Source organism: Janthinobacterium sp. SUN176, assembly GCF_030587335.1.
GTDB lineage: Bacteria > Pseudomonadota > Gammaproteobacteria > Burkholderiales > Burkholderiaceae_D > Janthinobacterium > Janthinobacterium kumbetense.
This window is the reverse complement of sequence record NZ_JAPWIA010000001.1, coordinates 1,610,276-1,636,126: the sequence shown is the minus strand read 5'-3', so window position 1 is coordinate 1,636,126 and position 25,851 is coordinate 1,610,276. Positions and strand designations below refer to the sequence as shown.

Below are 25,851 nucleotides of genomic sequence, written 5' to 3'. Positions count from 1 at the left end.
GAATGGCAGCTACGCGCAGTGATCGAACTCATGCCACCGCCAGCCATTCCATTTTCTGCACGCGGATATGGGGATGGCTTTCCAGCGCTTCCCATTCCGGTAAAAAGACAAAGCCCTGTTTCCGGTAAAACGCGGCCGCGCGCGCATTTTCCGGCGCGACGTCGAGTACCAGCCGCGCGTGGCCATTGCCGACGGCGCATCGTTTCACGGCCTCGACCAGGTCTTGCGCCACGGTCAGGCCGCGATATTCGGAATGTACCCACATGGCGATCAGATGGCATTCGCCATTGCCGGCCACCACTTGCGCGGCCAGGCCGACGGGTTGTTCTGCGTCAAAGGCAAGGAAAAACGTGCGCTGCGGCGTGCTGACGGCGCGCTGTTGCCAGTCGGCGTCCGAAAAAGCGGCCGCGCTGGCGTGGCTGGCGCCAAAGGCCGTGGGGGCGTCGAGCAGGGCGGCCAGGCGCGTGGACTTCAGCGCCGGCCAATCGGCGGCGCTGGTGGGGCGGATGACGATGTGGTTCAAATCTGTGACATTTCTTCACTGGTGGGCACGGCCGTGGACGAGGAAATCTTCTTGTACGCTTCCGCCAGCATCGTGACGGTAGCCACGTCGTTCACGCTGCGCGCCTGGATGACTGTCTCGCCCGCAGCGATGGTGATGTCGCCGTTCGCATAGCTGGCGGGAAAGCGCCGTTCGACGATCTTGTTGGTGAGGACATTGCGCGCATAGCGCAGCGCCACGAGCCGCTCGCCTTCCTGCTTGATGACGACATAGTTCGGGACGGTGGTGCGTTCCAGTTTCCAGGTGCCGATAAAGTCTTCGACAGGCGCGGCGCTGGCGTTGGTGAACAGCGCGCAGCAGGCGGTGGTAATACCAAAAAATATTTTTTTCATGGTGCCGGCAATTCCATTCAAAGGTGGCCCGCATAGGCGGGAAAGACGTCCGTCATGCTTGAATGGCGTGGCGCGCATCCATGGATGGCGCCAGTCATTTAAGTATTTGGCAATATTAACAGCATCAATGCCTTGCCGGTGCCCGTGCATGCTGCAGTGTTGTATGCGCGTAAGACTTTGCCTAGCTGTTGGCCTCAAACGCGCGGTGGTAGGTCACGTTGCCTGTTGGTAAGGACCCCGCCAGATGCAGTGTCTGGAAATACTCCGCCGGCACGCCCGGCAGGGTCAAGGCAGCGTCCGCGCGGAAGCCGAAACGCCCGTAATACCGTGGATCGCCCAGCACCACGCAGCCAGCCGCGCCCAATTGGCGCAAGTCGTCCAGCAATTGCCTGATGAGCTGGGTGCCCACTCCCTGTTGCTGATGGCCAGGGGCAACGGAAACGGGACCCAGCCCATACCAGCGCGGCGTGCCGTCGCTGATACTGACGGGGGAGGCGGCCACGTGGCCGATGATGGCGCCTTCCAGTTCGGCCACCAGCGACACGCTCAGGGCGCTCGCGGCACGCAAGGCATTGACGATGAACTGTTCCGTATGGTCCGTGTGTTCCGCATGCAGAAAGGCGTCGCGCGTGAGGTGGTCGATGGCGTCGACGTCGGCCGCGGTTTCCTTGCGAATGATCAATGCTTGTGTCATGACTGGTCCCACACTTCGATGGTCAGCAGTTGCCCGGCCTGGCAGGCGGCGATGCGCTCCGGATGCACGGTGATGCTGCCGGGCCAGCCCGTCAGCGTATCTTGCGGAAATTCCCCATGCTGCGCCTCGGCAATGCCCGCCTGCAGCAGGGGCGCGATGACGTCCGCCGAAGCCGTGTAGCGGTTGGGAAAACCGTTCGACGACAGCTGGGTCGCCTTGCCTTGTGTGCACAGCTGCGCGATCCAGTCGGCGCCGAACAGGCCTGCTTCCCAGGTGGCGAGAAACGCGTCCTTGTTGATTTTCGTCATGTCGGCCAGCTGTTCCGGCGTTTCTGTCGAGATAATGGTCCACCAGCCTGACATGGGCGATCCTTGCGAAAAGTGACAATTAACGGGTCATGGCGCGGCGCAGCAGGTAGCTGAGGCCATCGACGGCGGCCACCATCAGCAGCATGGCGACGATGACGGTGGCGGCGTTCTGCATCTGGAACAGCGACAGATGGTATTTCAGCATCTGTCCCAGGCCACCCGCACCGACGACGCCGAGGATGGCGGCGGCGCGGATATTGTTTTCCCAGCGGTACAGGGTATAGGACATCATTTGCGGGCTGCATTGCGGCAAGGTCGCGTACAGGAAGGCCACGGCGGGGCGCGCGCCGTTGATGCGCAAGGTCGCCGCCGGCAAGGGCGGGCAATTCTCGAAGGCGTCGGCAAACAAGCGGCCCAGCACGCCCACCGTGTGCAGCGCCAGCGCCAGGGTGCCCGCGAACGGGCCCAGGCCGGCGGCGATCAGCAAGATCGACGCCCAGACCAGTTCCGGGATCGAGCGCAGCACATTCAACACGCCGCGCGTCGCGTTGCGCGCCACGGTGCCAAAACGCCCGCTGGCGGGGAGGGCCAGCAGCGCGCCAAATACGGCCGCGATGACCGTGCCGATGGCCGACATGGCCAGGGTCTCGAACGTGGCCACGCCGACTTTCATCAGGAAGGGGCTGGCCAGCTCGGGCGGGGCGAAGCCGTGCAGGAAGTCGGCGCTCGTGCGCACGGCGTCCGCGCTGAAGAACTCGCCCCATTTCAGGGGCAAGGTGGCGAAGCTGGCGATGACCAGCAGCAACAAACCGGCCAGCAAGGCCCAGGTGGACCAGCGCACAGGCGCAGGAGGAGGCAATGCAGGCAGCATGGACGTGTCGTTCTTCATGCCAGCCTCCGGCGCAGCATGGCGGAGACGGCGTCGGCGCCCGCCACCAGCAGCACGAAAACCATCAACATGGTGGCCAGTTCGCTGCCCGCCATCATCTTCATCGATTCATCCATGCGCTGGCCCAGGCCGCCCGCGCCGACAAAGCCCATGACGACGGAGCCGCGGATCGCGCATTCCCAGCGGTAAATCGTGTACGACACCAGTTCGGCGGCCGATTCGGGCAGGGCGCCGTACAGCAAGGCTTTCAGGCGGCCGCTGCCGTTGTGCAATAGCGCGTTGCAGGCGGACGCATCCGACGATTCGAGGATTTCCGCGTAGACCTTGCCCAGCATGCCGCAATAGGTGAGCGCGATGGCGATCACGCCCGCCGTCGGCCCCAGTCCCACGATACGCACCAACAACAAGGCCCAGACCAGTTCCGGCACGCTGCGCAGCAGCACCAGCAAGGCGCGGACCGCGTGGCGCAGGGCGGTGGCCAGGGGCGCCACCCGGCCGGAGCCGAGGCGCGAAATCGACAGGCGCTCCGTCACCAGCAAGGTCAGGGGGATGGCGCCCAGCATGGCCAGCGCCATGCCGGCCGTGGCCATGGCGATGGTTTCCCAGCTGGAAATGGCCACCAGTTGCAGGAATTCCAGCGAGTGGGCGGGCGGCACGAAGCTGGCAAGGAATTGCCAGGTGGCCGCCAGGCTTTGCGCATCCCATAAAATCCACGGCTTGAACTCGGCCTGCACCAGCATCGGCCACAGCACGAGCAGCACGATGGCGGCGCCGGTCAGGCGGCCGCGCCAGGCGGGGTCGCGCGGCATCGCGGCGTTGGCGGATTTCAGCAAAGGGGCCTCGCGGCGTCCAGCTGCGTTTCCACGGCCTCGAACTGCGGCGCCGTATCGGCCTTGTTGCGGTACAGTTCGGCGATCATGGCGTCGTTGACCTGGGCGCCGGGCAAGTCGAAGACGATCTTGCCGTCGCGCAAGGCGACGATGCGCGTAAAGCAGGCGCGGGCGATTTCCACCTGGTGCAGGCTGCAGATCAGGGTGGCGTTGCGCGCCGTCGCTTCCGCTTGCAGCACGTGGATCGTTTGCAAGGCGAGCGTGGGGTCGAGCGCGGACAGCGGTTCGTCGACGAGGAACACTTGCGCATCCGACACGAGCGCGCGGGCCATGCCGCAGCGCTGGCGTTCGCCGCCGGACAGGCGGTCGACGCGTGCATACAGCTTATCCTGCAGGTTGAATTTACCTAAAGCTTCCCACGCGGCGCGCGGGTCGACGGGCGCCAGCAGCGAACGGATGGCCGTCCACAAGCTCCATTGGGGCAAGCGGCCCGCCAGCACGGCGTTGACGACGCGCTGGCGCGGTGGCAAGGGCGGCGTTTGCGGCGCCAGGAACAGGCGCGCGCGCAAGGCGTGGCGCTCGGCGCTGCCGATTTGCCAGGGAGAAATGCCCAGGATGTCCAAGGTGCCGGATTCGGGACGCAGCGCGCACGCCAGTGTGTGCAGCAGGCTGGTCTTGCCGGCGCCGGACGGGCCGATCAGGGCGATCTGCTCACCCTGGGCCACGTCCAGGTCCAGGTCGCGCAGGGCCAGCGCATTGCCGGCGGCGCCCGCGTGGTGGACGCTGACCTTGTGAAGTTGGAATGTCATGCGAGATTTCGGTGTGGGGGAGTGCGCCGGATGCGTCCGCAGGACGCCATCCGGCAAGTTTCAGCAGTTACTTCAACAACTTCGCATCGCGCGCAGCCGCTTCGATATCCTTGTAATTCTCGGCCTTGGTCGGGATGAACTTGGTGGCGCGCTGCAGGTCGAGGATTTCCTTGCCTTCGGCCGTCGATGGGTCCAGCGCCAGGAAGGCGTCCGTCAGCTTCTTGCGCACGACGGGGTTCATGTCGGCGCGCACGCTCCAGTTGTAATCGTAGTAGCCTGGCGTCGTGTAGAACACGCGCACCTTGCTTGGATCGACCTTTTTCGCTTCGACGAGCTTTTCCCACACGGAAATGTTCAAGGTGCCAGCATCGACCTTGCCGCCGGCCACAGCCGCCACGGTGGCGTCATGCGCGCCGGAAAACGCGATGCGCTTCATGTCCGTGTCCGGGTTGATCTTGGCGGCCAGCAAGTAGTAGCGCGGCATCAAGTGACCCGAGGTCGACGATTCCGAGCCGAACGTGAAATTCTTGCCCTTCAGGTCGGACAATTGATTGATGTCCTTGCTGGTGGTAACAAATACCGAGCGGAACTTCGTGTCTTCCTCGCGCTGCACCAGGGGCACGATCTTGCCGCCGCTGCGCACGTTCGCTTGCACGAAGGTAAAACCGCCGAACCAGACCATGTCCAGCTTGTTATTGATCAAGCCTTCGACGGACGCCGCGTAATCGGTGACGGGCGTAAATTCCACCTTCATGCCCAGCTTTTTCTCCAGGTAGCTGCCCAGCGGCTTGAACTTGCGCTGCAATTCCGTCGGCGCTTCGTCGGGGATGGCGGAGACGCGCAGTACTTGCTGCGCTTGCGCCAGGCCGCTGTGGATGGCCAGGGTGGCGGCGACGGTGGCCAGGATGGCGGGGAACTTGCTAAATGAGTTCGAGAATGTGGTCATGGGACTGCCTTTGCAAAAAATATTCATTAGATTACGGAAACCCCGGTACTGCCTTCCTGCATCTCGCCGATGACGACGGCGTCGCCAAAGCCTTCGGCGCGGAAAATCGCCAGCACTTGCTCGACGGCTTCCGGCGCGCAAGCCACCAGCAGGGGGCCGGCCGTTTGCGGGTCCGTCAAAATCGCCTTGTCGATGGCGCTCAGGCTGTCGTCCAGCGCCACTTGCGCGCCATAGCCCTGCCAGTTGCGGTTCGAGGCGCCCGTGATGTTGCCGTTTTGCGCCAGTTGCTGCACTTGCGGCAGCAGCGGCACGTCGTCCATGGCGATGCGCGCCTGCAACTTGGCGCCGCGCGCCAGTTCCAGGGTGTGGCCCAGCAAGCCGAAGCCCGTCACATCCGTCAGCGCATGCACGCCGTCCAGCAGAGCCAGTTTCTTGCCCGGGGTATTCAATTTGGTGGTGTTGTCGATTAAAGAAGCGTAGCCATCCGCGTCCAGCGCGTTCTTTTTCAGCGCGGCCGACAGGATGCCCACGCCGATCGGCTTGCCCAATACCAGCTTGTCGCCGGCGCGCGCGCCCGCGTTGCGCTTCACTTGCGACGGGTGGACCAGGCCCAGCACGACCAGGCCATAGATCGGTTCGACGGAATCGATGGTGTGGCCGCCCGCGATGGGGATGCCGGCCTGGGCGCAGATGGTTTCGCCGCCTTTCAAGATGAGACCGATGGTTTCCACGGGCAGCTTGTTGATCGGCATGCCGACCAGGGCCAGCGCCATGATGGGCGTGCCGCCCATGGCGTACACGTCGGAAATGGCGTTGGTGGCGGCGATGCGGCCGAAGTCGAACGGATCGTCGACGATGGGCATGAAGAAATCCGTCGTGGCGATCAGCGCCTGTTCGTCGTTGAGCTGGTAGACGGCCGCGTCATCCGAGGTTTCTATGCCGACCAGCAATTCCTTCGGCAGGGGAAAGCCGCCGCTGCCCTTTAAAATATCGGCCAGCACGCCCGGCGCGATTTTGCAGCCGCAGCCGCCGCCATGGGCAAATTCGGTCAATCGGATGGGGGTATTGGGTGTTGCTGCGCTATTGGACATGGTCGTCATTCTGCTCAAAAAGGTCATCAAAAGCTGCGCCGGCGCTTACGCGGCGCTGGCGGCACGGTGTTCGCCGACGATAGCACATAATGCGCGCGCGGCTTGCTCAAAGGCATGTTCTGAAATGTCGGGCAAGACCAGCGGCGTCGCCTGGGCGTAGCGGCTGAAGTTGCGGGCGATCGATTGCCGGTAGACGGGGTCGTAATGCTGCACCAGCAACTCTTCCACGAGCTCGGCCATGCGGCCGGAAGTGGCCAGCTGCTGCCAGTGGGCAATTTTCTCCTTGCCATGCAGCTGCGTCAACAGGGCCAGCTGCACGTTCAGGCGCGCCGCATCGCCGACGAAATGCTCATAGTCCTGCATCAGCAATTGCACGCGCTGCTCCGTGGCCAGGCGCACGTCCGTGCAGGCGGCCGCGCGCATCTTGTCCATCAGCGCATCGGGCACGCGCAAACGGCCCACTTTCTTGCTTTCCGATTCGATGAAGACGGGGAGTTGCGGGTCGAAATGGCGCAGTTGCTGCCACAGCGCGCTTTCAAACGCTTTTTGCGCCGGCTGGTCCGCCTCGGGCAAGCCGCCCAGCACGGAGCCGCGGTGGGCCGCCAGGTCTTCCAGGTCGATCACTTGCGCGCCTTGCTTGTCGAGCACTTGCAGCAAACGGCTCTTGCCGCTGCCCGTGGGGCCGCACAGCACGTTGATGAAGTCGAAGCGTTCGGGCAGGGTGGCCAGTTCCGCATTCACGTGGCGGCGGTAATCCTTGTAGCCGCCCTCGAGCTGCGTGACGGGCCAGCCGATGCGCGCGAGGATGTGCGCCATGGCGCCGCTGCGGTTGCCGCCGCGCCAGCAGTACACGAGCGGTTTCCAGTGCTGCGGATGGCCGAGGAAACCGTCTTCGATATGCCGCGCGATATTTTTCGCCACCAGCGCCGCGCCCAGCTTCTTCGCTTCGAAGGCGCTGGTCTGCTTGTATAAAGTGCCGACGCGCACGCGTTGCTCGTCGTCCAGCACGGGCAGGTTGATGGCGCCGGGCAAGTGGTCTTCCGCGAACTCGGACGGGCTGCGCACGTCGATGATGGCATCGAATTCATTCAGGCGCGGCAGGATGTCGCTGAAGGGAAGCACTGCAGGGTATTTCATCGTGGCGCGACTGCTTGGAATGGGGAAAGACGTATTATCCCCGATAAACGCCCGTGCGGTGGTGGCTTAATACGCCTAACAAAACCGTAGCGAGCGGAAGGAAGTTGTGGCCGAGAAGCGCAACTGTACGAATGTACAGTGAGCATCGCAGACCGCAAATTACGACGCGCAGTAGGTTTTGATAGGTGTTTTTAGCCCAACAATCTGCCCAGCAGCGGCGCCAGCAATACGGTCACGACGCCCGAGAAAATCATCGTCAGGCTGGCCACGGCGCCTTCTTCCGTGCCGACCCGGCGCGCCACGGATAATCCAAAACCGTGCGCGGCCGCGCCATACGGGGCGCCACGGGCGATGCGCATGCGCAAGGGCAGCAGTTTTAAGAGCGGTTTGCCCAGCATCAAGCCGAACAAGCCCGTCATCACGACGAAGATGCCCGTCAGCTGGGCCGAGCCGCCCATGTGGCGCGACGCTTCCAGCGCGAACGGCGTGGACACGGAACGGGCCAGCAGGCTGCGCGCCATGTCGCCATGCACGCCCAGCAGCCGGTCCAGCAGCAGGGTGGCGGCCACCGAGGCAACGATGCCGGCGCAGCTGCCCAGCGACAGGGCCAGCCAGTGTTTGCGGATCAGCTTGCGTTCCTGGAAGATGGGCAGCGCAAAGGCGATGGTGGCCGGGCCCAGCAGCCACGGCAGCCAGCGCGTTTCGCCGAAATACGTGGCGAACGGCGTCGACGTCGCCTGCACGATGGCGATCAATATCGCCGAGGTGCAGATGGCGGGCGTGAGCAGGAAGTGCGGATGGCGGCGGTGCAGCGCCTTGTTGGCGTAGAACAGCACCAGGGTCAGCAGCAAAAACAGCAGCGACAACAGCAGGGTATTCATGCCGCTGTCCTCGCGGCGCGGCGGCGCAGCAGTTTCTGCAGGCGCAACTTGCGCTCATAGCGGCACACCCATTCCACCGTCAACGCCGTGGCCAGCATCACGCTGGCAAAGCCCAGGCCGATATTCACGAACAGCATCAGGCCTTGCGACTTCAATAGTTGCGTAAATTGCACCACGGACACGACCAGCGGAATGAAGAACAGCAGCATGTTGGCCAGCAGCCAGTTCGCGCCCAGTTCGATGGCGGCTGGCCGCACCCAGCCTACCAGCAGCAGGGCCACCAGCACGAACAGACCGACGACGCCGCCGGAAAATGGCAGGTGCAGCGCGGAGGCGGCCTCATCAGCCAGCCACCAGGCGGCGATCAGCACGCCCACTTGCCACACGGTCTGTGCGGGCTGGCGCCAGGCAGGGATGGCGGGCAGGGCGGCGGTGGAACAGTGCAAGGCTTTCACGGCAGGCTTTCAAACGGCAGGGGGAAGTTTTCATTGTAGAGACCCCACATCAAAAGATAAAATGACTTAAACTCATGAAAATCATTCGATATTGGAATGCATCATGGATATCCGCTCCCTGCGCTACTTCGTCGAAGTGGTGGAACAGAACAGTTTTACGCGCGCGGCCGCCAGGCTGCACGTGACGCAACCGACAGTGAGCAAGATGGTCCAACAGCTGGAACAGTCGCTGGACCTGGCCTTGCTGGACCGCGCCGGCAAGCGTTTTACCTTGACGGACGCGGGCAAGGTGGTGCTGTCGCGCGCGCATACATTGCTGGCCCTGCACGCGGAACTGAAGGTGGAGTTGCGCGACCTGCAACATCTGGAGCGGGGAGAATTACGGGTCGGCGTGTCGCCGCAAACCCATTCCACCCTGGCGCCGTGGCTGGCCGAGTACCACCAGCGCTATCCGGGCATCGAGCTGAAAATGTACGAAAGCGGCACGCAAGCGATCGAGCGCGACTTGCGCACGGGCACGGTGGAGCTGGGTACCATGCTCGACTATCCGGGCAATGCGGCCACCTGGCAGGATTTTGAAGCCTTGCCCCTCGTGCGCTCGCCGCTGTGCCTGCTGGCCGCGCCCGGCTCGCCGTGGCAGGGACGTGCTTCCGTCGCCCTGGCCGAACTGGCCGACAGCCCCTTCATTTTCTATGGCGCCGCGTTTGCCCTGAACGACATCGTGCTGGACGCCTGCCAGCGCGCAGGTTTCGCCCCGCGCATCACGGGCCGCAGCGGGCAGTGGGACTTTATTGCCTCGCTGGTCAGGCTGGGCGTGGGCATCTGCCTGCTGCCGAAGATGTATTGCGACACCCTGGAACCGTCGCAGTTTGCCGTCATTCCCTTGGACGGCCCGCCCGTAGAATGGAATCTGATGCTGGCCTGGCGCCGCGGCGGGCGGCTGTCGTTTGCCGCCCGCGCCTGGCTGGAGCTCGTCAGGGCGCGCATGACGGACGCGGCACGTTTACAATAGGCGCTCGCCAACTTCCGTCCGACCAGATGAACATCAACGCCAAGGTTACAGCCAAAATCAAACGCACGGCAGGCTCGCTGCTGCTGGGATTGCTATGCACCGTGGGCCTGATGAGCGAAATGGGCTACGCCCAGGCCGCCATTCCCGTGTATGGCTATTTCGTCAAGAATACCTATCCGCACGACCCCCAGGCGTTTACCCAGGGCTTGCTGTTCAAGGATGGCCATCTGTATGAAAGCACGGGCCAGAACGGCCAGTCGTCCTTGCGCAAGGTGGAATTGACGACGGGCAAGGTGCTGCAGAAAAGCATGCTGGACAAGAATGTGTTTGGCGAAGGCATCACGGACGTGGGCGATGAAATCCTGGGACTGACGTGGATTTCGCAAACGGGCTATGTGTTCGACCAGAAAACGTTCAAGCTGAAGCGCAAATTCAGCTACCAGGGCGAAGGCTGGGGCTTGGCCAGCGATGGTCATTTCGTCTACATGAGCGACGGCACGGCCGCCATCCGCGTGCTCAATCCGAAAACCCTGGCCGAGGTGCGCCGCTTCGAAGTGAAGGCCGAGGGCCGCCCCATCGAACGCCTGAATGAACTGGAAATGGTCGACGGGCAATTGTTTGCCAATGTGTGGGGCGCGGACGTGATCGCCCGCATCGACCCGGCCAGCGGCAAGGTCGTCGGCTGGATCGACCTGACGGGCTTGCTGCCGCCCGAGCAGCGGGGCACGGCCAATCCCGACGCCGTGCTCAACGGCATCGCCTGGGATGCGCGCGGCAAGCGTTTGTTTGTCACGGGGAAACTGTGGCCCAAGCTGTTCGAGATCGAGCTGATCGAAATCCAGCGCCACTGATGTTTCCTATCGGACAGTGTTGCTAGCGAAGAATCGTCTATGATGCTGTTCCTTCGCCCCGTGCGACTCTTGCAGGATGCCATGCTGTCCCTTCCTTTATGCCGCCTGGCGGCCGCCGCCAGCTTGCTGGCCACCGTCTTGCCCGCCGCGCAGGCGCAAACGCCATACGTGCCGGTGATGCAGCAATACGGCGACTTTGTCGTCACGCGCGACCGCCACGACCCGCTCGTCAACTTGTCTTTCCGTAAGCACGGCTATTGGCCCGGCGGCGCGCGCGAAGTGGTGGAAGTGCGGCCCCTGAAGGCCAGGCGCGAAGGCCAGCCCATGCTGCTGGCCTTTACCAAGGGCTATACGGGCCAGGGCACGATATTGATCGGCGTGCAGAACGGCGAACCGCTGATGCGCCCCGTCAGTCCTTTGCGGCGCGACGACATGGTGCGCACGGAGCGCGACCCCGAATGGGGCGTGCCGCAGCCGGGCCGCAGCGAAATACTGCTGTTTGCCCGCGACGGCCGCGCGCTCGATACGGACACGGGCGAGCTGCTGTGGTTTGACATGCCGGGCATCGTCACGGGCGATTACGCGCCCGCCATGCTGGTCTCCGTCTCGCCCGACAGCCGGCGCGGCGCCTATCTGGCCCGCAGGGCGACCAGCGTGGAGGTCGTCGTCGCCACACGCGACGACGGCGTGGCCGGCGTCCTGGCCTTGCCGCCCGACACCTATCAACGGTGGCTGAAGCCCTTGTCGCAGGCCGCTTCCGAACAGGCGGGCGCCGCCATCAAGGCACGCCAGGGCCGCACGGATTCGAACCGCATCCGGCGCGAGCTGGAACTGGCCTGGTTTGGCCAGCAATTTCAATGGAAACAGGGCAAGAACGGCTTGCAGGTGACGGGGCTGGGCCTCATTTCCGCGCCGCCCGAGGGGGAACAGCCATGAGCATACCTGGACTGATCGCCGGCTGCTTCGCCGCCACCTTGCTGGCCGGCTGCGTGCACGGGGAAATATTCGCCCAGGATTATCTGGCGCAAGACATCGACAAGCAACAAGCCTTGCTGGAACTGGACGTGGTCTTCGGGCAAGCACCCGATGACAAGCTGACGTCGCGCGTAACGGCCCGCAATACCGTGGAATACACGGGCGCGCCGCATATCGTCGTACCGTTTTACCAGAAGGGCCTCGGCTTCGACCAGGGTTTTGCCGGCACCTACATGTTTGCCGTGCCCTATCCGATCGCCAAGGTCGAAACGGCCACGGCCAGCAGCCGCGTCTTCGGCCAGAAACTTGACGGCCAGCAGCAGGGCAGCCCGCGCTACCGCTTCCGCGTGCCGGGCAAGGCGCAGTGGAACAGCAATGAAACCTTCATGCTGGGCTTTGAGCGCAAGGGCCGCCGCGAAGAAATCACTTTCCGTTTCAGCAACGAGCAAAGCTGCCCGTCCGCCTTCCTGGCCACCACGCCAAAATATGGTTTCCACATCAAGGTGGTCGCCAGTTTCAAGGATGACAAAGGCTGCCTGAAAGTGTGCGACAGCCGCGACCAGTGGCCCGGCTTTTGCGCCTTCCAGCCGCCGCCCGGCGCCTGACTATTACCATGCAAGCCACGCGCCGGCGTTTGCCGGCGCGGCGCTTATACACGCGTGCGTTTTGCCGATTCTATTCAATTGTCATCGAATGACCGCCTGAAACGCCTATTTTCACGGCGTAAGGGCGGCGATATTGACGTAGGTCAATGTCTGGATCGGCGCATAAATCTTGCCGCAAAAGTATCTTTCTCAGGCGTATGATTTCTGTGCCGTGATCGGCGCACGCAGATGGCGCGGCGCGGCCCGATATCCGAAACGCATCCTTCCTGTGGAGATACAGAATGAAAATGCCCGTTTTAGGAAGCACCCAGCCCGCCATCACCGGGCGTCCGCTCGACATGCTGGACACCGACAAGGCCGCCGTGCGCGCCATCGCCCAGGCGGCCGTCAGCGTCGAACTGTTCACCATTCCCCTGTACATGGCCACCATGTATTCGATCCAGGGCACGCACCAGATCAACTCGAAAGGCATCACGTATTACGAAGGCCGCCAGTGGCCGGGCATGGGCACCACGGCCCGCCCCGAGCTGGCGGAGCAAAAGGCCTTCAATATCATCTTCAGCGTTTTCATCCAGGAAATGTTGCACCTGCAGATGGCGGCCAACCTGGCCACGGCCATCGGCACGGCGCCATGCTTCACGGGTTCGGAGCTGCAATCGCAGGACCACGGCTGGACTTGCTATGGCAAGAGCTGCACGGTGATCCCCCACATCGTCGACTTGCAGGACACGTCCGGCTACCGTCACGTGCGCGTCAACCTGGAAGAGCTGAACGCCAACCAGTGCGACCTGTTCCTCGCCATCGAGCAGCCGGAAGAGCAGGCACGGGCCCAGCTGGCCGAGTTCGACAAGCACAACCACACCAAATATTTCCCCGAGGTACCGTTCGTGGGCTGGACGCCGGGCAAGCACGTGCAGGATCTGCCCCTGTTCGGCACCATCGGCTACATGTACGAATGCTATGCGCGCTACATCGGCATCGAATACGCGGATGGCCAGACCTTGTGGCAAAAGCTGTTCGTCAACGGCTCGGTGCAGCAAGACATGTTCAACAGCCAGGTGCAGGGCCATGCGCGGGCGGAATTTCCCAAGTTCGACACCTGTTTCGGCCCGCAAGACCAGGATGGCGGCCAGACGGGCTCGTTCAACAAGGCCATCGACATGATGGCGGCCATCACGGACCAGGGCGAGGGCAGCGCAACGGCCATCCAGCGCTACCGCCGCGACGCGGCGCAGCGCCTGATGGCCGTGCAGCCCGATTACCGCGAAGACCTGGCCGCCCTGAAGTGCGATTATCCGTCCTATGCGAACAATGGCAAGGATGCGGAATCGCGCGACGCGCAGGCGCGCCACGACAGCGCCCCGTTCGACCACTACGAGCGTTTCGGCCAGGTGAAGGCCATGCTGCCCGTAAAAACCTGGGCCGGCTGGCACCAGGACGGGGGGCGCTGGAGCGAGGCCATGCTGACCAACGAGCGCTACAACCCGGCCACCGCGCCCAGGAATATCCCGGCGCCGGCGGCCGTGGCGGGCGCCCTGAACCGCCTGAAGGATAGCAGCGGCACCTTGGGGATGCTGAGCACGGTCGCCACGGGCGCCATCTATGGCATCACTTCCGTGCTGGACAAGTACTGGCTGAACCAGGACCTGGACTTCCCGTATCCGTCGATGGTGGGCGCGGGCGACCGCATGGCCATCTGCTGGGCCGTGCTGGGCCAGGCGCCGAACCTGGCAACGGGCGTGCCGCTGGCCGAGAAAAGCGTGCTGTACCACGCCTGCCAGGGCATGCACCTGGAGGGCGAAGCGTCGTCCACCTGCGCCGCACTGGCCGTCTACCATACCTGCCGCGGTTCCAACGGCTGCCACGCCCAGGGCGGCTGCGGCTTTGCCCAGGCCGACACGGGCGGCTCGTCCTGCGGCCACTCGGTCAAGCTGGCCGCGTCGCCGGGCACGCCGTGCTACGTGCCGCCGCCTCCGCCGCAGCCCGACAAGGTCTACAGCGCGCCCAGCGACAACAAATGCGGCGGCTTCGGCGGCTGCGCCGTGCCGATTTCGGCCTCGCAACTGTATCCGAACACCTCGGGCAAGGAACCGCCCGAGCCCGCCACCATGACCCTGTACGATTTCGGTCCCGCACCCGACCACCGCAGCATTCCGCTGGGCCAGACCATGAGTTTCGCGCTGGGCGACAATGTCTACGACAAGGCCTGGGAAGCCTACGGCAAGGTGATGGCGGCGCGCGGCACGCCGGTGGGGGCGCCGCCGCCGCCCACCGACCTGCGCCTGGCCTTGCCGCCGTCGACCTGATGCGGGCCACGCACGGGGTGCCGCCACGCCTGGGCTTGCCGAACCTGGGCCTGGGCGTGGGGCTGCGCCCGCCGCATTATGAACACATCCTGCGCCACGGGCCGCAGGTGGACTGGTTCGAGATCATCAGCGAGAATTTCATCGACAACCACGGCTATGCGCGCCATGTGCTGGAGCAGGTGGCGGCGCAGGTGCCCATCGTCATGCATGGCGTGTCGCTGTCGATCGGCAGCAGCGATCCGCTCAATCTCGGCTACCTGCGCAAGCTGCGCCAGCTGGCCGGCGAGCTCCGGCCCGCGTGGATTTCCGACCACCTGTGCTGGACGGGTGCCGCCTCGCTCAACAGCCACGACTTGCTGCCGCTGCCGCTGGACGAGGCCAGCCTGCGCCACGTGGCGGGACGCGTGCGGCAAGTGCAGGAATTCCTGGGCCGTCCCCTGGTCCTGGAAAACCCCAGCACCTACGTGGAGTTTGCCCAGTCCAGCATGCCGGAATGGGAATTCCTGGGCCGCCTGGCCGAGGATACGGGGTGCGGGCTCTTGCTTGACGTCAACAATGTCCACGTCAGCGCGCATAACCACGGCTATGACGCGGCCGCCTACATCCGCCAGTTGCCGCACGCGCACATCGTGCAGATCCACCTGGCCGGGCCGACCGTGTGCGGCGCCGTGCTGATCGACACCCACGACGCACCCGTGCCGGCCGCCGTGTGGCGTCTGTACGCGCTGGCGCAGCGGCTGACGGGCGGCGTATCGGCCCTGCTGGAATGGGATGCCGGCATTCCCCCGTACCCGCAGTTGCTGGCCGAGCTCGACAAGGCGCGCGCGGCCGAACGGGGAGAATTCGCGGATGCGGCGCCCGCCACGGCTGCCGCCGCTGTCTCCGCGCCGCTGGGCTTTCACCTGGAGGCGGCCCATGCCCCGTAGCACCGCCGCAGGCGAATCTGGCGACGCCCGCGCACCGCTGGCGCAATTGCAGGCGTGGTTCCTGACGGCGATGACGGCGCCGGGCGGCGCGGCGCGCGGCGTCCAGCTGGCCAGCGAGCGCCATGGCTTGACGCAGGAGCAAGTATTGAAACGGGCCAGGGGCGGGCCGGCGCCGCTGCACATCCATGCGGACGGCTACGTGCTGCGCCTGCTCGAATGCCTGCAAGCCGACTATCCCGTCTTGCGCAAGGTCATGGGCGACGAGCTGTTCGCCTTCTTTGCGCGCGCCTATGTCTGGCGCCACCCGTCCGCCTCCGCGACCTTGTATGACCTGGGCGGCGGCTTTGCCGATTTTCTCGCCGCCACCCAGCGCGCCGCCGGCGCGCAAGGGGCGGCCTTGCGCTTTCCCGTGGAACTGGCGCAGCTGGAACGGGCACGCAGCGAGGCGGGCAGGGCGCCGGGCCTGGAAAAGCTGGCGCCGCCCATGCTGCCTTCCGGATTGGACTTGCTATTAGGAAATACACCTGCCTGGCGCCTGGCGCCGTGCACGCGGCTGCTGGCCCTGTCGTTCCCCCTGTGCGACTACTGGCAACGGGCGCAGGCCGCACCCGGCGACGCCGTGCCGGCCCAGCCGGAGGCAAGTCCCGCCTTTGTCGCCATTACGCGCATGCATTACCGGCTCGTCATGCAAGAGTTGCAGCCTTGGCAATTTTATTGGCTGCAAGCGCTGGCCGGCGGCGCGCCGCTGGCGCAGTGCGCGCGGCAGGCGGCGCAGTCCAGCGGCAGGGCGGCGGACGAGGTGCTGGCCGACGCCATGCTGTGGCTGCCCATGGCGGCCGCGGCCGGGCTGGTCGCCTGCGATGCCTGAGAGGAAAGCAGCGGACGCAAAAAAGGCCGATGAAAATCGGCCTCGATGACAGCTGAATGCGTTGCTTAGCGGTAAAACGCTTCGACTTTGCCCTTCAGTTTGATCTGCAGCGGACGGCCGCGGCGGTCCAGCGACTTGGTGGAAGCGACCTTGATCCAGCGTTCGCTGATGCAATATTCTTCCACGTCAAGACGTTCCTTGTCGTTGAAGCGGATGCCGACGTCGTTCTCGAACACGGCTGCAACGTGGTAAGGGCTGCTGGGGTCGATCGACAGGCGATCGGGCAATGGGGGTAAGGTGGTGGTATCGTTCATGGGCGTAATTATCGCCCAGAATGCCGATCCAGACAACGGGGTGCGCGTGCTTATCTGGCCGGCCGCGGCGCGGCGCTCCCGCATTTCCCTTCCCAGCGATGCCTACGCCCTACAGATGCCGTGTTTCCTGCGGCGGCACATTCCACTCGTCATGCAAGCCATCGACAAAGGTGACGGGCACCCGGGCCAGTTCGGCCGCCGAGGCATCGTCGAGGCAGTTGACGCCGATGCCGACAAACGCACCGCTGCGGGCGGAATCGCCACGGCCGAACAGGCGCACGCCGCAGTGGCGGCAAAAGTAATGGCGTTCGCGGCCGGCGCCGAAGCGGTATTCGCTCAAGTCCGCCTCGCCGGCCAGCAGGCGGAAGGCCGTGGGCGGCACTAGGCTGGCCCAGCAGCGGATTTTCAGGCAATAGGAACAGTTGCAGCGCAGGCTGGGCGCCGCCAGGTCGATCTCGGCCGCGAAGCGCACGGCGCCGCAGTGGCAACTGCCATGACAGGTTTTTTTCATCGTGACTTACTTTACAGTGTTGCCGTGCTGTCATGCAACTGCTGGAATTGCGACAGCTGCTGCTGCATCAGCCGCGCATACTGGCCGCCCGCGCGCAGCAGCTCGGCATGCGTGCCTTGCTGGCATATCCGGCCCTTGTCCATGACGATGATGCGGTCCGCTTTGACGATGGTGGAAAAGCGGTGGGCGATGATGATGGTGGTGCGTCCTTGCATCAGGGTATCGAGGGCGAGCTGCACCTGCTGTTCGCTGGCGGCGTCGAGCGCGCTGGTGGCTTCGTCCAGGATGAGGATTTTCGGCGCGCGCAGGATGGCGCGGGCGATCGCGATGCGCTGCTTCTGTCCGCCGGACAATTGCACGCCCCGTTCGCCCACCAGGGTTTCGTAGCCGTCCGGAAAGGCCGCAATGAAATCGTGGGCGTGCGCCAGGCGCGCCGCCGCCAGCATCTCGTCGCGCGTCACCTGGCGGTCCGGCACGGCAAAGCCGATATTGTCGGCGATGCTGCCGGAAAACAGGGCCGGTTCCTGCTCCACCACGGCCATCTGGCGGCGCAGCTGCGTCACGCCCAGCACGTGCGCATCGATGCCGTCGAATTGCAGGCTGCCCCCGTCAAGCCGGTAATGGCCAAGCACCAGGCTGGCGATGGTGGACTTGCCCGCGCCCGAGGCGCCCACCAGGGCGATCTTTTCGCCCGCGCGGATGGACAGGCTGACGCCGTCGAGGGCCATGACTTGCGCGCGCTCGGGATACGAAAAACGCACGTCGCGCAGCGCGATATGGCCGGCCAGCGGCGGCTGCGGCGGCGCCTCGGGCACGGCGCGGTGGCTGCGCAGGATGTCGAAGATGCGGTCGGTCGACCCCATGGTGCGCATCCACGTGTTCCAGAACTCGCTGATGGAGCCGGCCGTGTCCGTCACCATGCTGGCATAGATGACGAAGGCCGTCAGTTCGCCCACGCTCAAGCGGCCCTGGCCGATCAGGTGGGCGCCGAAGCACAAGGTAGTCAGCAGGGCCACGAAGGCCAGCAAGCCTTGCGCGCCCTGGAACACGGCCAGCAGCCGCGTGCCGGCCAGGGACACGTCCAGCAATTGCCGCATGGCTTGCGCATAGCGGGCCATGGCGCCGCCTTGCTGGTTGAACGCCTGCACCAGCCGCGCATGGGCAAAATACTCTTGCGCCACCTTGCCGCTGGCGGCCAGGCTGGTGGAAATGGCGCGCGCACGCTGGCGGTAATTACTGCCGGTTAATTTGCCAAAGTACAGGCTGATGGGAATGAACAGGGCCAGGGGCAGGCTCAGCATGGGCGACAGGTGCAGCAGCATGGCGATGCCGCCGATGAACACGGCAACCGAGCGCAAGGCATTGGCCGCGCCGATGGTCAGGCTTTCATGCAGGGCCGACACGTCGGACGTGAGCCGGCTGTTCAGCTCGCCACCATGGTGCTTGTCGAAGAAGGCGATGGGCTGGTTGATCACCACGTCGAACAGGCGCCGGCGCACGCCCATGACGATCATGTGGCCGCCCGACTGCAGCAGATAGAAGCGCGCGGTCGTGATCAGCGCATACAGCAGGCTGAAGGCCAGCATGGCGGCCACCATGCCCGGCGTGACGCCGCGCCGGGTCAGTTCCGCCACGTTGTCGATGAAATACGCGATGGCTTGCGGAAACGCCAGCTGCGCACCCACGGTGAGGGCCATGCACAGCAAGCCGGCGGCGATGCGCCAGCGCACGGGATACAGCAGGCGCAGCCGTTCGAGATGGGGACCGACATTCAGATGGCTCATGCGGCGCGCTCCTGCGACGGTTCGGCGTGCAATTGCCCGACGAGGGCCAGCCAGTCTTCGTCGCCGATCAGGCCGGCCGCTTCCACTTGTCCCTGGTAATTGACAAAGACATAAGACGGCGAGCTCATCTGGGGATTCACGCGCCGGTAGTCGCGCAGGGCAAGCCGCGCCGTGGCCGAGCGCAGGCTGTCGCCGGGCAAGAAGGCGCGCAGCCGGCGGGCCGGTTCTTCGCTGAGCAGCCACAGGGCGAGGCCCGCTTCCTGCGCCAGCGGCAGCAGCCGCTCGATGCCGGCCAGCTTTTCCCCGCATTTCGGACAGCGGCTGGCCAGGAACAGCAGCACGGCCGCCTGGCCGGCCGCGCCCGGCTGGAAACGCGGGCCGCCAGCCAGCGGACGGGCTTGCACGGCGGGCAGGGGCTGGCCCGGCTCCAGCGCCAAGGGCGCGAGGCGTTCGCGGCGGCTGGCGCGCAGCACGGCCAGGCTCAGCCAGATATTGCCCGCAACGGCAAACGCCAGGGCCGCCAGCACCCATTGCAAGGTGGTGGCATCCATCAGTCGGCCTTTGCCAGGGTGGCGATGTCGTGCAGGGAAATCGTGGCCACGCAGACGATGGCAGCCAGTCCGGCTGCCAATGCCGTGGTGGCTACGGGCAAGGTCGCTTCTTGCGCGAGCGCAAAGTAGGCGCCGTTGATGCCCACCGCCAGCACGTTGCGCAGCAAGTCGTACCGCGACACGGGCCGCGCCGCTTCGCCGAAGCAGCTGCAGCGCACCACGCTGTGCGTGAAATAGCGCCAGGCCAGGACGGCCGTGAGGGTAGTCAGCAGCAAGAGCGACAGCAGCATCGGTATGTGGGTACCGCCGGCCAGCAGCCAGCCGGCGAGCGACAATTCCGCCATCACCAGGGCCGGCGCGGCCAGGCTGGCGGCGGCGGGCGGCACGCCGAACGAGGTGGCCAGATTGCCGCGAAAGTCGCCGTAGCTGCGCAGCTTGCCCACGCTGGCCGCCAGCAGCAGCAAGGCGATGCAGTAGCGCGTCGTATCGGCCAGTAACGTGGCCAGCACGGACGTCAGCATTGTGTGCTCCACACGGGCGCAAAGCCGCCCGGACGCTGGCGCCGCAGCTGCACGCCGTCGCGCGTGGCCAGCAGGGCATCGGTCCACGGCTCGTCCGGCGCGCTGCGCAGGGCGCCGCCTATGCTGGCCTGTAATTGCGTCGAAATGGCCCAGCCCAGCCGTTCGGCATGCGCATCGCGCTCCATGCGCAAGCCCAGCCGGGCCAGCTCTTCGCGCGTCAACGCATAGTTGTGCGAGTGATAACCCGTCACCAGTTGCGCGACGATGGCGCGCCGCGCCTCGGGTGTGGCATCGGGCAATTGCCAGGCGAGCAATTCCTCGCCGATCTGCCCCAGTTCCAGCGTGGTGCGGTAAAAGGCCGTCAGGGAAGGGGGGAAGATGCTGCCGCACAGCAAAGACAGCGATTGCTGGCGCGCTTCGGCCGCATCCACGCCGAACCATTGCTGCGCCATGTCGCCGAAGACCTTGATGTCGAGGCTGGAAAAGGCGCCGCCATCCGCGCCTTCGAGCTGCGGGTCGATGGGCGAGAACAGGGCCAGGTCGCCCGCGATGATGTCATCCGCGCCCAGGGCCAGCAGGGTGGCGGCCGATTCGCAGTGGAAGGGCACGATAAAACTCAGGTGGCGCGCATGCTGGCGCAGCAGGAGGGCGATGCGGCGCGCCGCGTTGACGATGCCGCCGCGTCCGTGCAGCACGACGTCGAGGCGCGCCACGGGGCCGATACCCTGGCACAGCTCGTACAAGGCGGGCAGCAATTCCATGTCCAGGTGCGAGGCGGCCAGGACGATGGCCCGGCTGTCGCGCACTTGTTCCAGCTCGCGCAGCTGGACGGGGATCCGGTTCAGGTCGGGCTGCGGCATACGGCTCCTTCGATCAGGGTATCGGCCACGCTTTCCAGCAGGGGCAGGGCGGGCACCAGTTGTTGTACGTACAAGAATTGACCCACAGGATTGTTTTCCAGGAAAACATACTCGCCCTCGGGCGTGACGATCAGGTCCAGGGCGCCATATTCGAGGCCGTAGCTGTGCACGAAAGCGAGACAGCGCTGCTGTATTTCCGCCGGCAAGGTGCAGGCCTCATAGCGGATGGGGGCCGACATGTCGCGCGAATCGATGGCCGTGCGGGCATCGTCCTGCGAATACAGGCGCGCGGCAAACAATTGCTTGCCGATCACGGTGATCCGCAGTTCGTATTGCTTGGCGATATATTCCTGGAACTGGCAGCTCAGTTCGCCGACGGCGTCCAGGCTGTCGAGCATGGCGTCGTCGACGATGGTGGTGCCGATGCCGGCGCTGACCCTGTCAACCTCCTCGACCGTTTCGGCGGCCAGGCTGGGCGTGGACATGGACTTGAAAATGATGGGTCCCTTGACGGCTGCGCGGAAGGCGCGCACGTCGTCGGGCACGTTGGTGATGACGGTGGCGGGCACGCGAAAGCCCATGCGCGCGGCGCGCGCAAGCTGTTCGCCTTTCCATTGGGCGCCGCGCAGGGCCAGCGGATGGCTGAGCCAGTAGCAATCGAGACCGTACAGCACGCTGAAGACGGCTTGCTCCGTTTCCAGCTGCGCATAGGCGCGCTCCTGCGGCGTCAGGTCGGCGCTGGCATAGGCATAGTCGGCCGCCTTGCGCAGCCAGACGGCGCCCACGTCCTGCAAGTCGAGCCAGTCGCCGTCGGGCAGGCGGCGCAGGCGCGCGCTGGCGCGGCCGTCCTGCACGCGCTGGCACAGCTGGTACTCGCGGGGAAAGGCGTCGAGGTCGATACGGAAAGGGGCATGGCTGCGGGCGGCGAGGAGCGATCCGACCAGGTCGGCGTGCAGATCGCCGCTATGGCTGATGATCAAGACCTTTTTGTGCATGGAGGGGGCCTGCGTAAGGGAAGGAAAAAAGCCTTGCCGTGGCAAGGCTTTCAGCTGGAACGTATCAGCAGAACTCGCCGCCATCGCTGGAACCGATGCGCGAATAGCGGTATTGCTCTTCGCTGTCGACCGCCGTGCAGCCGGCCACGGCGACGCCGTCGCGCACCTTCCAGGGCGCGGGAAGGGCCGGTTTTTCCTGTTCCTTCTTTTCCGCCAGTTTGAATGCGAACAGTTTGGTTTCTTTATGCATGGGAATATCCTCTATGAATGGTTATGTTCCGGTTTTTACCGATAAATACATATTTAAAAAATGGAATCGCCAATTGAAAGGCGATCATATGGCTTTATGCATTGCGCGCAGAAAAGCCGCGCCGGAATTGGCGCCGGCGCCAGTTTGAATATGGAAGATTGAATAAAACCCCCACGCCTGGCAGGGGTTATGGCGTGCCGGGGATCAGCAATACTGGCCGCGGTCGTTCGGCTGGAAGCGCGAAGAGTCGCGGTATTGCTCAGCTTGCACCGCGGTGCAGCCGGCCACGGCGACGCCGTCGCGCACTTTCCAGGCGGTGGCGGGCACCGCCGGTTTTTGTTCCTGTTTCTCTGCCAGTTTGAATGCGAACAATTTGGTTTGATTTTGCATTGTACTATCCTCTTGTGATGGTTAAGTACTGCTTGCGTTGTATGCCATGGTATATGGCCATTCGATCTTAGCGCTGGAATAAATAAGCGTCAACTTGAATTGAATCGTATTCGCTATTATCTTTCTGAAATACTCACCAAATATCACGCAGGCCATTTATATTATTGCAGTGCGATAAATAATATCGGCCCATTTTAAATGGGTGGCAATATGCCTGATTATCGATGGAAAACGGATCGACCATGCGCGCGGGCACGCACTATAATGGCGCCTGTTGAATGGATAAGGCAGGAATCGCTCTATGGACATGGCCATCACAGACAGCTTGCGGCAGCTGGCATATGCGCAGGCCGCCGCGTTCGTGCAGACGCTCGACCGGCGCGATCCTGTTGCGCTGCAACGCGACTGGGGCCTGTCGCCCGGCGTGGCCGACGAGATCATCGAGATGCTCGACAGTTATTTTGCGGCAAACCAGGCGCTGTCCCTGGCGCCGCTGGCGCAAGCCTTTGTGCCGGGCAAGGGGGGCCGCGTGGCCGTCGATGTGTATGCCACCGATGCCGGGCCGCTGGGCCTGGAATGCCTGTTGCTGGCCGATGGCCAGCCGGGCGAGGCGACCTTGCACCTGGAAATGTCCAGCCACGACGGCGCGCTGCGCCTCCATTACCACTACATCGGATCCTGAGAACACCATGACCGCACCGATCAGCGACACACAGCAGCGCATCTGCGACAAATTCGGCTTGCCCGCGCAAGCGCCCGAGCCCATGGTGGCCCTCGCCATCGGCAGCCTGGACCAGTCGCCCATCTACGGCACGCGCATCGTGCTGCCGGAGAACGGCACCGTCAGCTGGTTCATCCACTGCGGCGAGCACGACGATGCCAGTGGCTTTTACCAGCCCCTGCATGCGGACCACCTGCACGAGCTGCTGCCGCAGGTGGTCGATTACCTGGCCTTGCCCAGCGGCGCCAAGTTCATCCTCGACCGGGAAGGGTATGAGGATGTGTGGCTGGAAGAGTAACTTTCCGACCGGCAAGATTGTCGTTGACGTTGATAAATAGGTATGGGATGCTGCTGTTCCGTTTTCAACTGTCGAAAGCCTTATCTTGAAGCCACGCCTCCCGTCTTTCCTGCTCGTCATGGCGCTCGCTGCCGTGGCGGCTCCCGTCACCGCGGCTGCCGCTGCCACCAGCCAGCCGCAAGCCTTGCGCGCGGAACAGGATATCGCCGCCTTTGTGCGCAGCGAAATGCAGGAGCGTCAGATTCCTGGCTTGCAACTGGCAGTGATTCAGCATGGCAAGGTTGTGCTGTCGCGCAATTTCGGCCTGGCCAGCCTGCAATACCAGGTGCCGGTGACGGACGCCAGCCTGTTTTCTATCAATTCGGCAACGAAAGCGTTTGCGGGCGTGGCCGTGATGCAACTGGTGCAAGAGGGCAAGATCGACCTGGCGGCACCCATCGGCCAGTACCTTACGGGCTTGCCTGCCGCCTGGCAAGCCGTGACGGTGACCCAATTGCTCAACCATACCTCGGGCTTGCCCGACGTGCTGGACCAGCGCAGCGGCAAGCTGGTGGGGCCGCAGCCGGACGATGCCAATGCGGCGTGGACTGCCGTGCAGGCGCTGCCCGTGGAAGCCCAGCCAGGCGAGCGCTACCGCTATAACCAGACCAATTACGTGTTGCTGGCGCAATTGATCGAGCTGCAAGGCGGCCAGCCGTTTACCGCTTTCATCCAGCGCCGGCAATTCGACGTGGCCGGCATGCCGCACAGCGGCTTTGGCGATGCGAAGGACGTGGTCGCCAACAAGGCCAGTTCCTACGTGCTGGACCGGGGAGGCAAGGGCTACCGCAACGTGATCGAGGATTTCCCCGTGTTCATGCGGGCCGGGGCCGGCATCAACAGCAATGCGGGCGAACTGGCCAACTGGCTCATCGCGCTGCAGTCGGGCCGCTTGCTGGCGCCCGCCAGCGTGGAACGGCTGTGGCAACCGACCAGCCTGAAGGATGGCAAGCCGGGGGCGTGGGCGCTGGGCTGGCCCGCCATCGGCCGCGATGCGCACCGCGCCGTGGCCGGCATCGGCGGCGCCCGCTCGGCTTTCTATGTGTATCCGGACGATGACCTGGCCGTCATTATCCTCAGCAACCTGGCCGGCGGCCAGCCGGAACAGCTGATCGATACCGTCGCCGGCTTCTACCTTCCCGCCCTGCGCCAGCAGCGGGGCGGCGCGTATGCTGCGCACTTGCTGCGCAAGCAGGCGGCCAGCAGCGGTTTCGACGGGCTGGAGCAGAAGCTGGTGGCCATCCGGCGCCAGCACGGCTTGTCCGCGCCCACGGAAGACGATTTGAATGCCTGGGGCTACCGCCTGCTGGGCCGGCAGCAGCCGAAACAGGCGGCCGCCGTCTTCGAGCTGGGCGTGCAACTGTACCCGCAAGGGGCGAATGGCCACGACAGCCTGGCCGAAGCGTACGAGGCGGACGGCGCGAAGGCGCAAGCCATCACGCATTACCGCCGTTCGCTGGAACTGGACCCGGGCAATACGCACGCCACCGAGCGCCTGCGCGTGCTGGGCGCCAACTAAGGTGCCGTCTTGCCGTGCTCGGCGCCGTGCATGGCCAGGTAGGCGGCCAGGTTGTCATCGGCGATGCCCAGGGCGCGCAAGACTTCCCGCGTGAAAGTGACAGGCGCCGTGCCGGGCGCCGTGATGATGCGCTGGTCGGCCACGGCCCACGGCACGTCCTGGTACAGGGCAGCGCCCGCATAGCCGGTACCGGCCAGGTTGTCGGCGGAATTGGAGGTGTGGCGCACGGTGTCGAGCACGCCGGCTTGCGCCAGCACGCGCGTGCCGTCGCAAATGCCTGCCAGCACGACATTCTTGTCGCGCGCGGCGCGCAGCAACGGGCCCAGGTCGGGCGCCTTGCCGCTTTGCCAGTGGCTGCCGCCACACACCATCAGCAAGTCGAGTTCCTCGAGATGGATTTCTTCCAGCGCCAGTTGCGGCGTGACGAGCATGCCGCCGGACGAAGTGACGGGCAAGCCGCCCGGCGTGGCGAACTGCGTGTAGAAGCCGTAGTACAGGCGCGCCGTGGAATTGATCAGGGCGGTTTCCCAATCGGCAAAGTTCTCGGTCAGAATGGTAATGGCACGTGTCATGAAAAGTCCTGTCGCAGGTGGAGATATCAATATGAATACAGGCTGGCTT

At 64.6% G+C, this 25,851-nt stretch carries 32 protein-coding genes; 10 read left to right on the top strand and 22 right to left on the bottom strand.

The window, feature by feature from the left end; translation table 11 throughout:
• Positions 1-28 precede the first annotated feature (28 nt).
• From O3299_RS07380 to O3299_RS07325, 12 genes are all read right to left on the bottom strand, one after another.
• Positions 29-523, bottom strand: coding sequence for an N-acetyltransferase (locus tag O3299_RS07380; protein ID WP_305061941.1), 495 nt, complete (start codon positions 521-523; stop codon positions 29-31).
• Positions 520-894, bottom strand: coding sequence for a hypothetical protein (locus O3299_RS07375; protein ID WP_305061940.1), 375 nt, complete (start codon positions 892-894; stop codon positions 520-522). Before O3299_RS07375 ends, O3299_RS07380 begins: the two co-directional genes overlap by 4 nt.
• A gap of 181 nt (positions 895-1,075) precedes the next feature.
• Complete coding sequence (locus O3299_RS07370) at positions 1,076-1,588, bottom strand: GNAT family N-acetyltransferase (RefSeq protein ID WP_305061939.1); 513 nt, start codon at positions 1,586-1,588, stop codon at positions 1,076-1,078.
• Positions 1,585-1,950, bottom strand: a complete 366-nt coding sequence (locus tag O3299_RS07365; RefSeq protein ID WP_305061938.1) for a hypothetical protein — start codon at positions 1,948-1,950, stop codon at positions 1,585-1,587. The genes O3299_RS07370 and O3299_RS07365 overlap by 4 nt, the downstream gene beginning before the upstream one ends.
• 25 nt (positions 1,951-1,975) lie before the next feature.
• A complete protein-coding gene (gene phnE, locus O3299_RS07360; RefSeq protein WP_305061937.1) occupies positions 1,976-2,785 on the bottom strand; it encodes a phosphonate ABC transporter, permease protein PhnE in 810 nt (269 codons plus the stop codon).
• Positions 2,782-3,594 (bottom strand): ABC transporter permease, encoded by an 813-nt coding sequence (locus O3299_RS07355; protein WP_305062956.1) that lies wholly within the window; start codon positions 3,592-3,594, stop codon positions 2,782-2,784. Before O3299_RS07355 ends, phnE begins: the two co-directional genes overlap by 4 nt.
• Positions 3,595-3,611: 17 nt before the next feature.
• A complete protein-coding gene (locus O3299_RS07350) occupies positions 3,612-4,424 on the bottom strand; it encodes a phosphonate ABC transporter ATP-binding protein (protein WP_305061936.1) in 813 nt (270 codons plus the stop codon).
• A gap of 67 nt (positions 4,425-4,491) precedes the next feature.
• The gene (locus O3299_RS07345) at positions 4,492-5,370 is read right to left on the bottom strand and encodes a putative selenate ABC transporter substrate-binding protein (protein WP_305061935.1); all 879 of its coding nucleotides are present in this window, start codon (positions 5,368-5,370) and stop codon (positions 4,492-4,494) included.
• Between the two features lie 26 nt (positions 5,371-5,396).
• Positions 5,397-6,461, bottom strand: a complete 1,065-nt coding sequence (gene selD, locus O3299_RS07340) for a selenide, water dikinase SelD (RefSeq protein ID WP_305052017.1) — start codon at positions 6,459-6,461, stop codon at positions 5,397-5,399.
• Between the two features lie 45 nt (positions 6,462-6,506).
• Complete coding sequence (mnmH, locus tag O3299_RS07335) at positions 6,507-7,598, bottom strand: tRNA 2-selenouridine(34) synthase MnmH (RefSeq protein ID WP_305052016.1); 1,092 nt, start codon at positions 7,596-7,598, stop codon at positions 6,507-6,509.
• Between the two features lie 191 nt (positions 7,599-7,789).
• Positions 7,790-8,479 (bottom strand): LrgB family protein, encoded by a 690-nt coding sequence (locus tag O3299_RS07330; protein WP_305061934.1) that lies wholly within the window; start codon positions 8,477-8,479, stop codon positions 7,790-7,792.
• Positions 8,476-8,934, bottom strand: a complete 459-nt coding sequence (locus O3299_RS07325; protein WP_305061933.1) for a CidA/LrgA family protein — start codon at positions 8,932-8,934, stop codon at positions 8,476-8,478. The genes O3299_RS07330 and O3299_RS07325 overlap by 4 nt, the downstream gene beginning before the upstream one ends.
• A 103-nt stretch (positions 8,935-9,037) precedes the next feature.
• Here O3299_RS07325 and O3299_RS07320 point away from each other — a divergent pair, with 103 nt between their 5' ends.
• The 7 genes from O3299_RS07320 (at position 9,038) to O3299_RS07290 (ending at position 16,477) form a co-directional block, all read left to right on the top strand.
• Positions 9,038-9,946, top strand: a complete 909-nt coding sequence (locus tag O3299_RS07320; RefSeq protein WP_289910006.1) for a LysR family transcriptional regulator — start codon at positions 9,038-9,040, stop codon at positions 9,944-9,946.
• 26 nt (positions 9,947-9,972) lie between these two features.
• The gene (locus O3299_RS07315; RefSeq protein WP_289910004.1) at positions 9,973-10,797 is read left to right on the top strand and encodes a glutaminyl-peptide cyclotransferase; all 825 of its coding nucleotides are present in this window, start codon (positions 9,973-9,975) and stop codon (positions 10,795-10,797) included.
• Positions 10,798-10,836: 39 nt separating this feature from the next.
• The gene (locus O3299_RS07310; protein ID WP_305061932.1) at positions 10,837-11,733 is read left to right on the top strand and encodes a hypothetical protein; all 897 of its coding nucleotides are present in this window, start codon (positions 10,837-10,839) and stop codon (positions 11,731-11,733) included.
• Positions 11,730-12,377, top strand: a complete 648-nt coding sequence (locus tag O3299_RS07305) for a hypothetical protein (protein ID WP_305061931.1) — start codon at positions 11,730-11,732, stop codon at positions 12,375-12,377. Before O3299_RS07310 ends, O3299_RS07305 begins: the two co-directional genes overlap by 4 nt.
• Positions 12,378-12,658: 281 nt before the next feature.
• Complete coding sequence (locus O3299_RS07300) at positions 12,659-14,683, top strand: ferritin-like domain-containing protein (protein ID WP_305061930.1); 2,025 nt, start codon at positions 12,659-12,661, stop codon at positions 14,681-14,683.
• Positions 14,683-15,609 (top strand): DUF692 domain-containing protein, encoded by a 927-nt coding sequence (locus O3299_RS07295; RefSeq protein WP_305061929.1) that lies wholly within the window; start codon positions 14,683-14,685, stop codon positions 15,607-15,609. Before O3299_RS07300 ends, O3299_RS07295 begins: the two co-directional genes overlap by 1 nt.
• Positions 15,599-16,477 (top strand): DNA-binding domain-containing protein, encoded by an 879-nt coding sequence (locus tag O3299_RS07290; RefSeq protein WP_305061928.1) that lies wholly within the window; start codon positions 15,599-15,601, stop codon positions 16,475-16,477. Before O3299_RS07295 ends, O3299_RS07290 begins: the two co-directional genes overlap by 11 nt.
• Positions 16,478-16,542: 65 nt before the next feature.
• Here the strand turns inward: O3299_RS07290 and O3299_RS07285 are convergent, their stop codons facing one another.
• The 9 genes from O3299_RS07285 to O3299_RS07245 form a co-directional block, all read right to left on the bottom strand.
• Entirely contained in the window at positions 16,543-16,791 is a 249-nt protein-coding gene (locus O3299_RS07285; RefSeq protein WP_010398340.1) for a DUF3297 family protein, read from the bottom strand.
• Between the two features lie 109 nt (positions 16,792-16,900).
• On the bottom strand, positions 16,901-17,302 hold the full coding sequence (locus tag O3299_RS07280; protein ID WP_305061927.1) for a GFA family protein: 402 nt from the start codon (positions 17,300-17,302) through the stop codon (positions 16,901-16,903).
• An 11-nt stretch (positions 17,303-17,313) separates the two neighbouring features.
• Positions 17,314-19,086 carry an ABC transporter ATP-binding protein gene (locus tag O3299_RS07275; RefSeq protein WP_305061926.1) on the bottom strand — a complete coding sequence of 591 codons (1,773 nt, stop codon included), beginning with the start codon at positions 19,084-19,086 and terminating at the stop codon, positions 17,314-17,316.
• Positions 19,083-19,637 (bottom strand): hypothetical protein, encoded by a 555-nt coding sequence (locus tag O3299_RS07270; protein WP_305061925.1) that lies wholly within the window; start codon positions 19,635-19,637, stop codon positions 19,083-19,085. The genes O3299_RS07275 and O3299_RS07270 overlap by 4 nt, the downstream gene beginning before the upstream one ends.
• Positions 19,637-20,158, bottom strand: coding sequence for a MauE/DoxX family redox-associated membrane protein (locus O3299_RS07265; RefSeq protein ID WP_305061924.1), 522 nt, complete (start codon positions 20,156-20,158; stop codon positions 19,637-19,639). The genes O3299_RS07270 and O3299_RS07265 overlap by 1 nt, the downstream gene beginning before the upstream one ends.
• A complete protein-coding gene (locus O3299_RS07260) occupies positions 20,152-21,018 on the bottom strand; it encodes a hypothetical protein (RefSeq protein WP_305061923.1) in 867 nt (288 codons plus the stop codon). Before O3299_RS07260 ends, O3299_RS07265 begins: the two co-directional genes overlap by 7 nt.
• Positions 21,000-22,013, bottom strand: a complete 1,014-nt coding sequence (locus O3299_RS07255) for a RimK family alpha-L-glutamate ligase (protein WP_305061922.1) — start codon at positions 22,011-22,013, stop codon at positions 21,000-21,002. The genes O3299_RS07260 and O3299_RS07255 overlap by 19 nt, the downstream gene beginning before the upstream one ends.
• Positions 22,014-22,077: 64 nt before the next feature.
• Positions 22,078-22,263, bottom strand: coding sequence for a hypothetical protein (locus O3299_RS07250; protein WP_099376727.1), 186 nt, complete (start codon positions 22,261-22,263; stop codon positions 22,078-22,080).
• A gap of 204 nt (positions 22,264-22,467) precedes the next feature.
• Positions 22,468-22,653, bottom strand: coding sequence for a hypothetical protein (locus O3299_RS07245; protein WP_251348681.1), 186 nt, complete (start codon positions 22,651-22,653; stop codon positions 22,468-22,470).
• A 307-nt stretch (positions 22,654-22,960) separates the two neighbouring features.
• Between O3299_RS07245 and O3299_RS07240 the strand changes: the two genes are divergently transcribed.
• From O3299_RS07240 to O3299_RS07230, 3 genes are all read left to right on the top strand, one after another.
• Positions 22,961-23,335, top strand: coding sequence for a hypothetical protein (locus tag O3299_RS07240; RefSeq protein WP_143451570.1), 375 nt, complete (start codon positions 22,961-22,963; stop codon positions 23,333-23,335).
• Between the two features lie 7 nt (positions 23,336-23,342).
• Positions 23,343-23,672, top strand: a complete 330-nt coding sequence (locus O3299_RS07235; protein ID WP_305061921.1) for a hypothetical protein — start codon at positions 23,343-23,345, stop codon at positions 23,670-23,672.
• Positions 23,673-23,757: 85 nt separating this feature from the next.
• A complete protein-coding gene (locus O3299_RS07230) occupies positions 23,758-25,230 on the top strand; it encodes a serine hydrolase domain-containing protein (protein ID WP_305061920.1) in 1,473 nt (490 codons plus the stop codon).
• On the opposite strand, the gene O3299_RS07225 is transcribed toward O3299_RS07230, so the two are convergent.
• Complete coding sequence (locus O3299_RS07225; protein ID WP_305061919.1) at positions 25,227-25,802, bottom strand: type 1 glutamine amidotransferase family protein; 576 nt, start codon at positions 25,800-25,802, stop codon at positions 25,227-25,229. The genes O3299_RS07230 and O3299_RS07225 overlap by 4 nt on opposite strands.
• Positions 25,803-25,851: the final 49 nt, after the last annotated feature.

Bases quoted from the DNA above. Each gene is read 5' to 3' on its own strand.
- O3299_RS07315 (WP_289910004.1), top strand. From the start codon at position 9,973: ATGAACATCAACGCCAAGGTTACAGCCAAAATCAAACGCACGGCAGGC.
- O3299_RS07265 (WP_305061924.1), bottom strand. From the start codon at position 20,158: ATGCTGACGTCCGTGCTGGCCACGTTACTGGCCGATACGACGCGCTAC.
- O3299_RS07295 (WP_305061929.1), top strand. From the start codon at position 14,683: ATGCGGGCCACGCACGGGGTGCCGCCACGCCTGGGCTTGCCGAACCTG.
- O3299_RS07275 (WP_305061926.1), bottom strand. From the start codon at position 19,086: ATGAGCCATCTGAATGTCGGTCCCCATCTCGAACGGCTGCGCCTGCTG.
- O3299_RS07270 (WP_305061925.1), bottom strand. From the start codon at position 19,637: ATGGATGCCACCACCTTGCAATGGGTGCTGGCGGCCCTGGCGTTTGCC.
- phnE (WP_305061937.1), bottom strand. From the start codon at position 2,785: ATGAAGAACGACACGTCCATGCTGCCTGCATTGCCTCCTCCTGCGCCT.
- O3299_RS07240 (WP_143451570.1), top strand. From the start codon at position 22,961: ATGGCCATCACAGACAGCTTGCGGCAGCTGGCATATGCGCAGGCCGCC.
- O3299_RS07310 (WP_305061932.1), top strand. From the start codon at position 10,837: ATGATGCTGTTCCTTCGCCCCGTGCGACTCTTGCAGGATGCCATGCTG.
- O3299_RS07370 (WP_305061939.1), bottom strand. From the start codon at position 1,588: ATGACACAAGCATTGATCATTCGCAAGGAAACCGCGGCCGACGTCGAC.
- O3299_RS07365 (WP_305061938.1), bottom strand. From the start codon at position 1,950: ATGTCAGGCTGGTGGACCATTATCTCGACAGAAACGCCGGAACAGCTG.
- O3299_RS07250 (WP_099376727.1), bottom strand. From the start codon at position 22,263: ATGCATAAAGAAACCAAACTGTTCGCATTCAAACTGGCGGAAAAGAAG.
- O3299_RS07255 (WP_305061922.1), bottom strand. From the start codon at position 22,013: ATGCACAAAAAGGTCTTGATCATCAGCCATAGCGGCGATCTGCACGCC.
- O3299_RS07225 (WP_305061919.1), bottom strand. From the start codon at position 25,802: ATGACACGTGCCATTACCATTCTGACCGAGAACTTTGCCGATTGGGAA.
- O3299_RS07350 (WP_305061936.1), bottom strand. From the start codon at position 4,424: ATGACATTCCAACTTCACAAGGTCAGCGTCCACCACGCGGGCGCCGCC.
- O3299_RS07245 (WP_251348681.1), bottom strand. From the start codon at position 22,653: ATGCAAAATCAAACCAAATTGTTCGCATTCAAACTGGCAGAGAAACAG.
- O3299_RS07300 (WP_305061930.1), top strand. From the start codon at position 12,659: ATGAAAATGCCCGTTTTAGGAAGCACCCAGCCCGCCATCACCGGGCGT.
- O3299_RS07375 (WP_305061940.1), bottom strand. From the start codon at position 894: ATGAAAAAAATATTTTTTGGTATTACCACCGCCTGCTGCGCGCTGTTC.
- O3299_RS07345 (WP_305061935.1), bottom strand. From the start codon at position 5,370: ATGACCACATTCTCGAACTCATTTAGCAAGTTCCCCGCCATCCTGGCC.
- O3299_RS07260 (WP_305061923.1), bottom strand. From the start codon at position 21,018: ATGCCGCAGCCCGACCTGAACCGGATCCCCGTCCAGCTGCGCGAGCTG.
- O3299_RS07320 (WP_289910006.1), top strand. From the start codon at position 9,038: ATGGATATCCGCTCCCTGCGCTACTTCGTCGAAGTGGTGGAACAGAAC.
- O3299_RS07280 (WP_305061927.1), bottom strand. From the start codon at position 17,302: ATGAAAAAAACCTGTCATGGCAGTTGCCACTGCGGCGCCGTGCGCTTC.
- selD (WP_305052017.1), bottom strand. From the start codon at position 6,461: ATGTCCAATAGCGCAGCAACACCCAATACCCCCATCCGATTGACCGAA.
- O3299_RS07290 (WP_305061928.1), top strand. From the start codon at position 15,599: ATGCCCCGTAGCACCGCCGCAGGCGAATCTGGCGACGCCCGCGCACCG.
- mnmH (WP_305052016.1), bottom strand. From the start codon at position 7,598: ATGAAATACCCTGCAGTGCTTCCCTTCAGCGACATCCTGCCGCGCCTG.
- O3299_RS07235 (WP_305061921.1), top strand. From the start codon at position 23,343: ATGACCGCACCGATCAGCGACACACAGCAGCGCATCTGCGACAAATTC.
- O3299_RS07305 (WP_305061931.1), top strand. From the start codon at position 11,730: ATGAGCATACCTGGACTGATCGCCGGCTGCTTCGCCGCCACCTTGCTG.
- O3299_RS07355 (WP_305062956.1), bottom strand. From the start codon at position 3,594: ATGCCGCGCGACCCCGCCTGGCGCGGCCGCCTGACCGGCGCCGCCATC.
- O3299_RS07285 (WP_010398340.1), bottom strand. From the start codon at position 16,791: ATGAACGATACCACCACCTTACCCCCATTGCCCGATCGCCTGTCGATC.
- O3299_RS07330 (WP_305061934.1), bottom strand. From the start codon at position 8,479: ATGAATACCCTGCTGTTGTCGCTGCTGTTTTTGCTGCTGACCCTGGTG.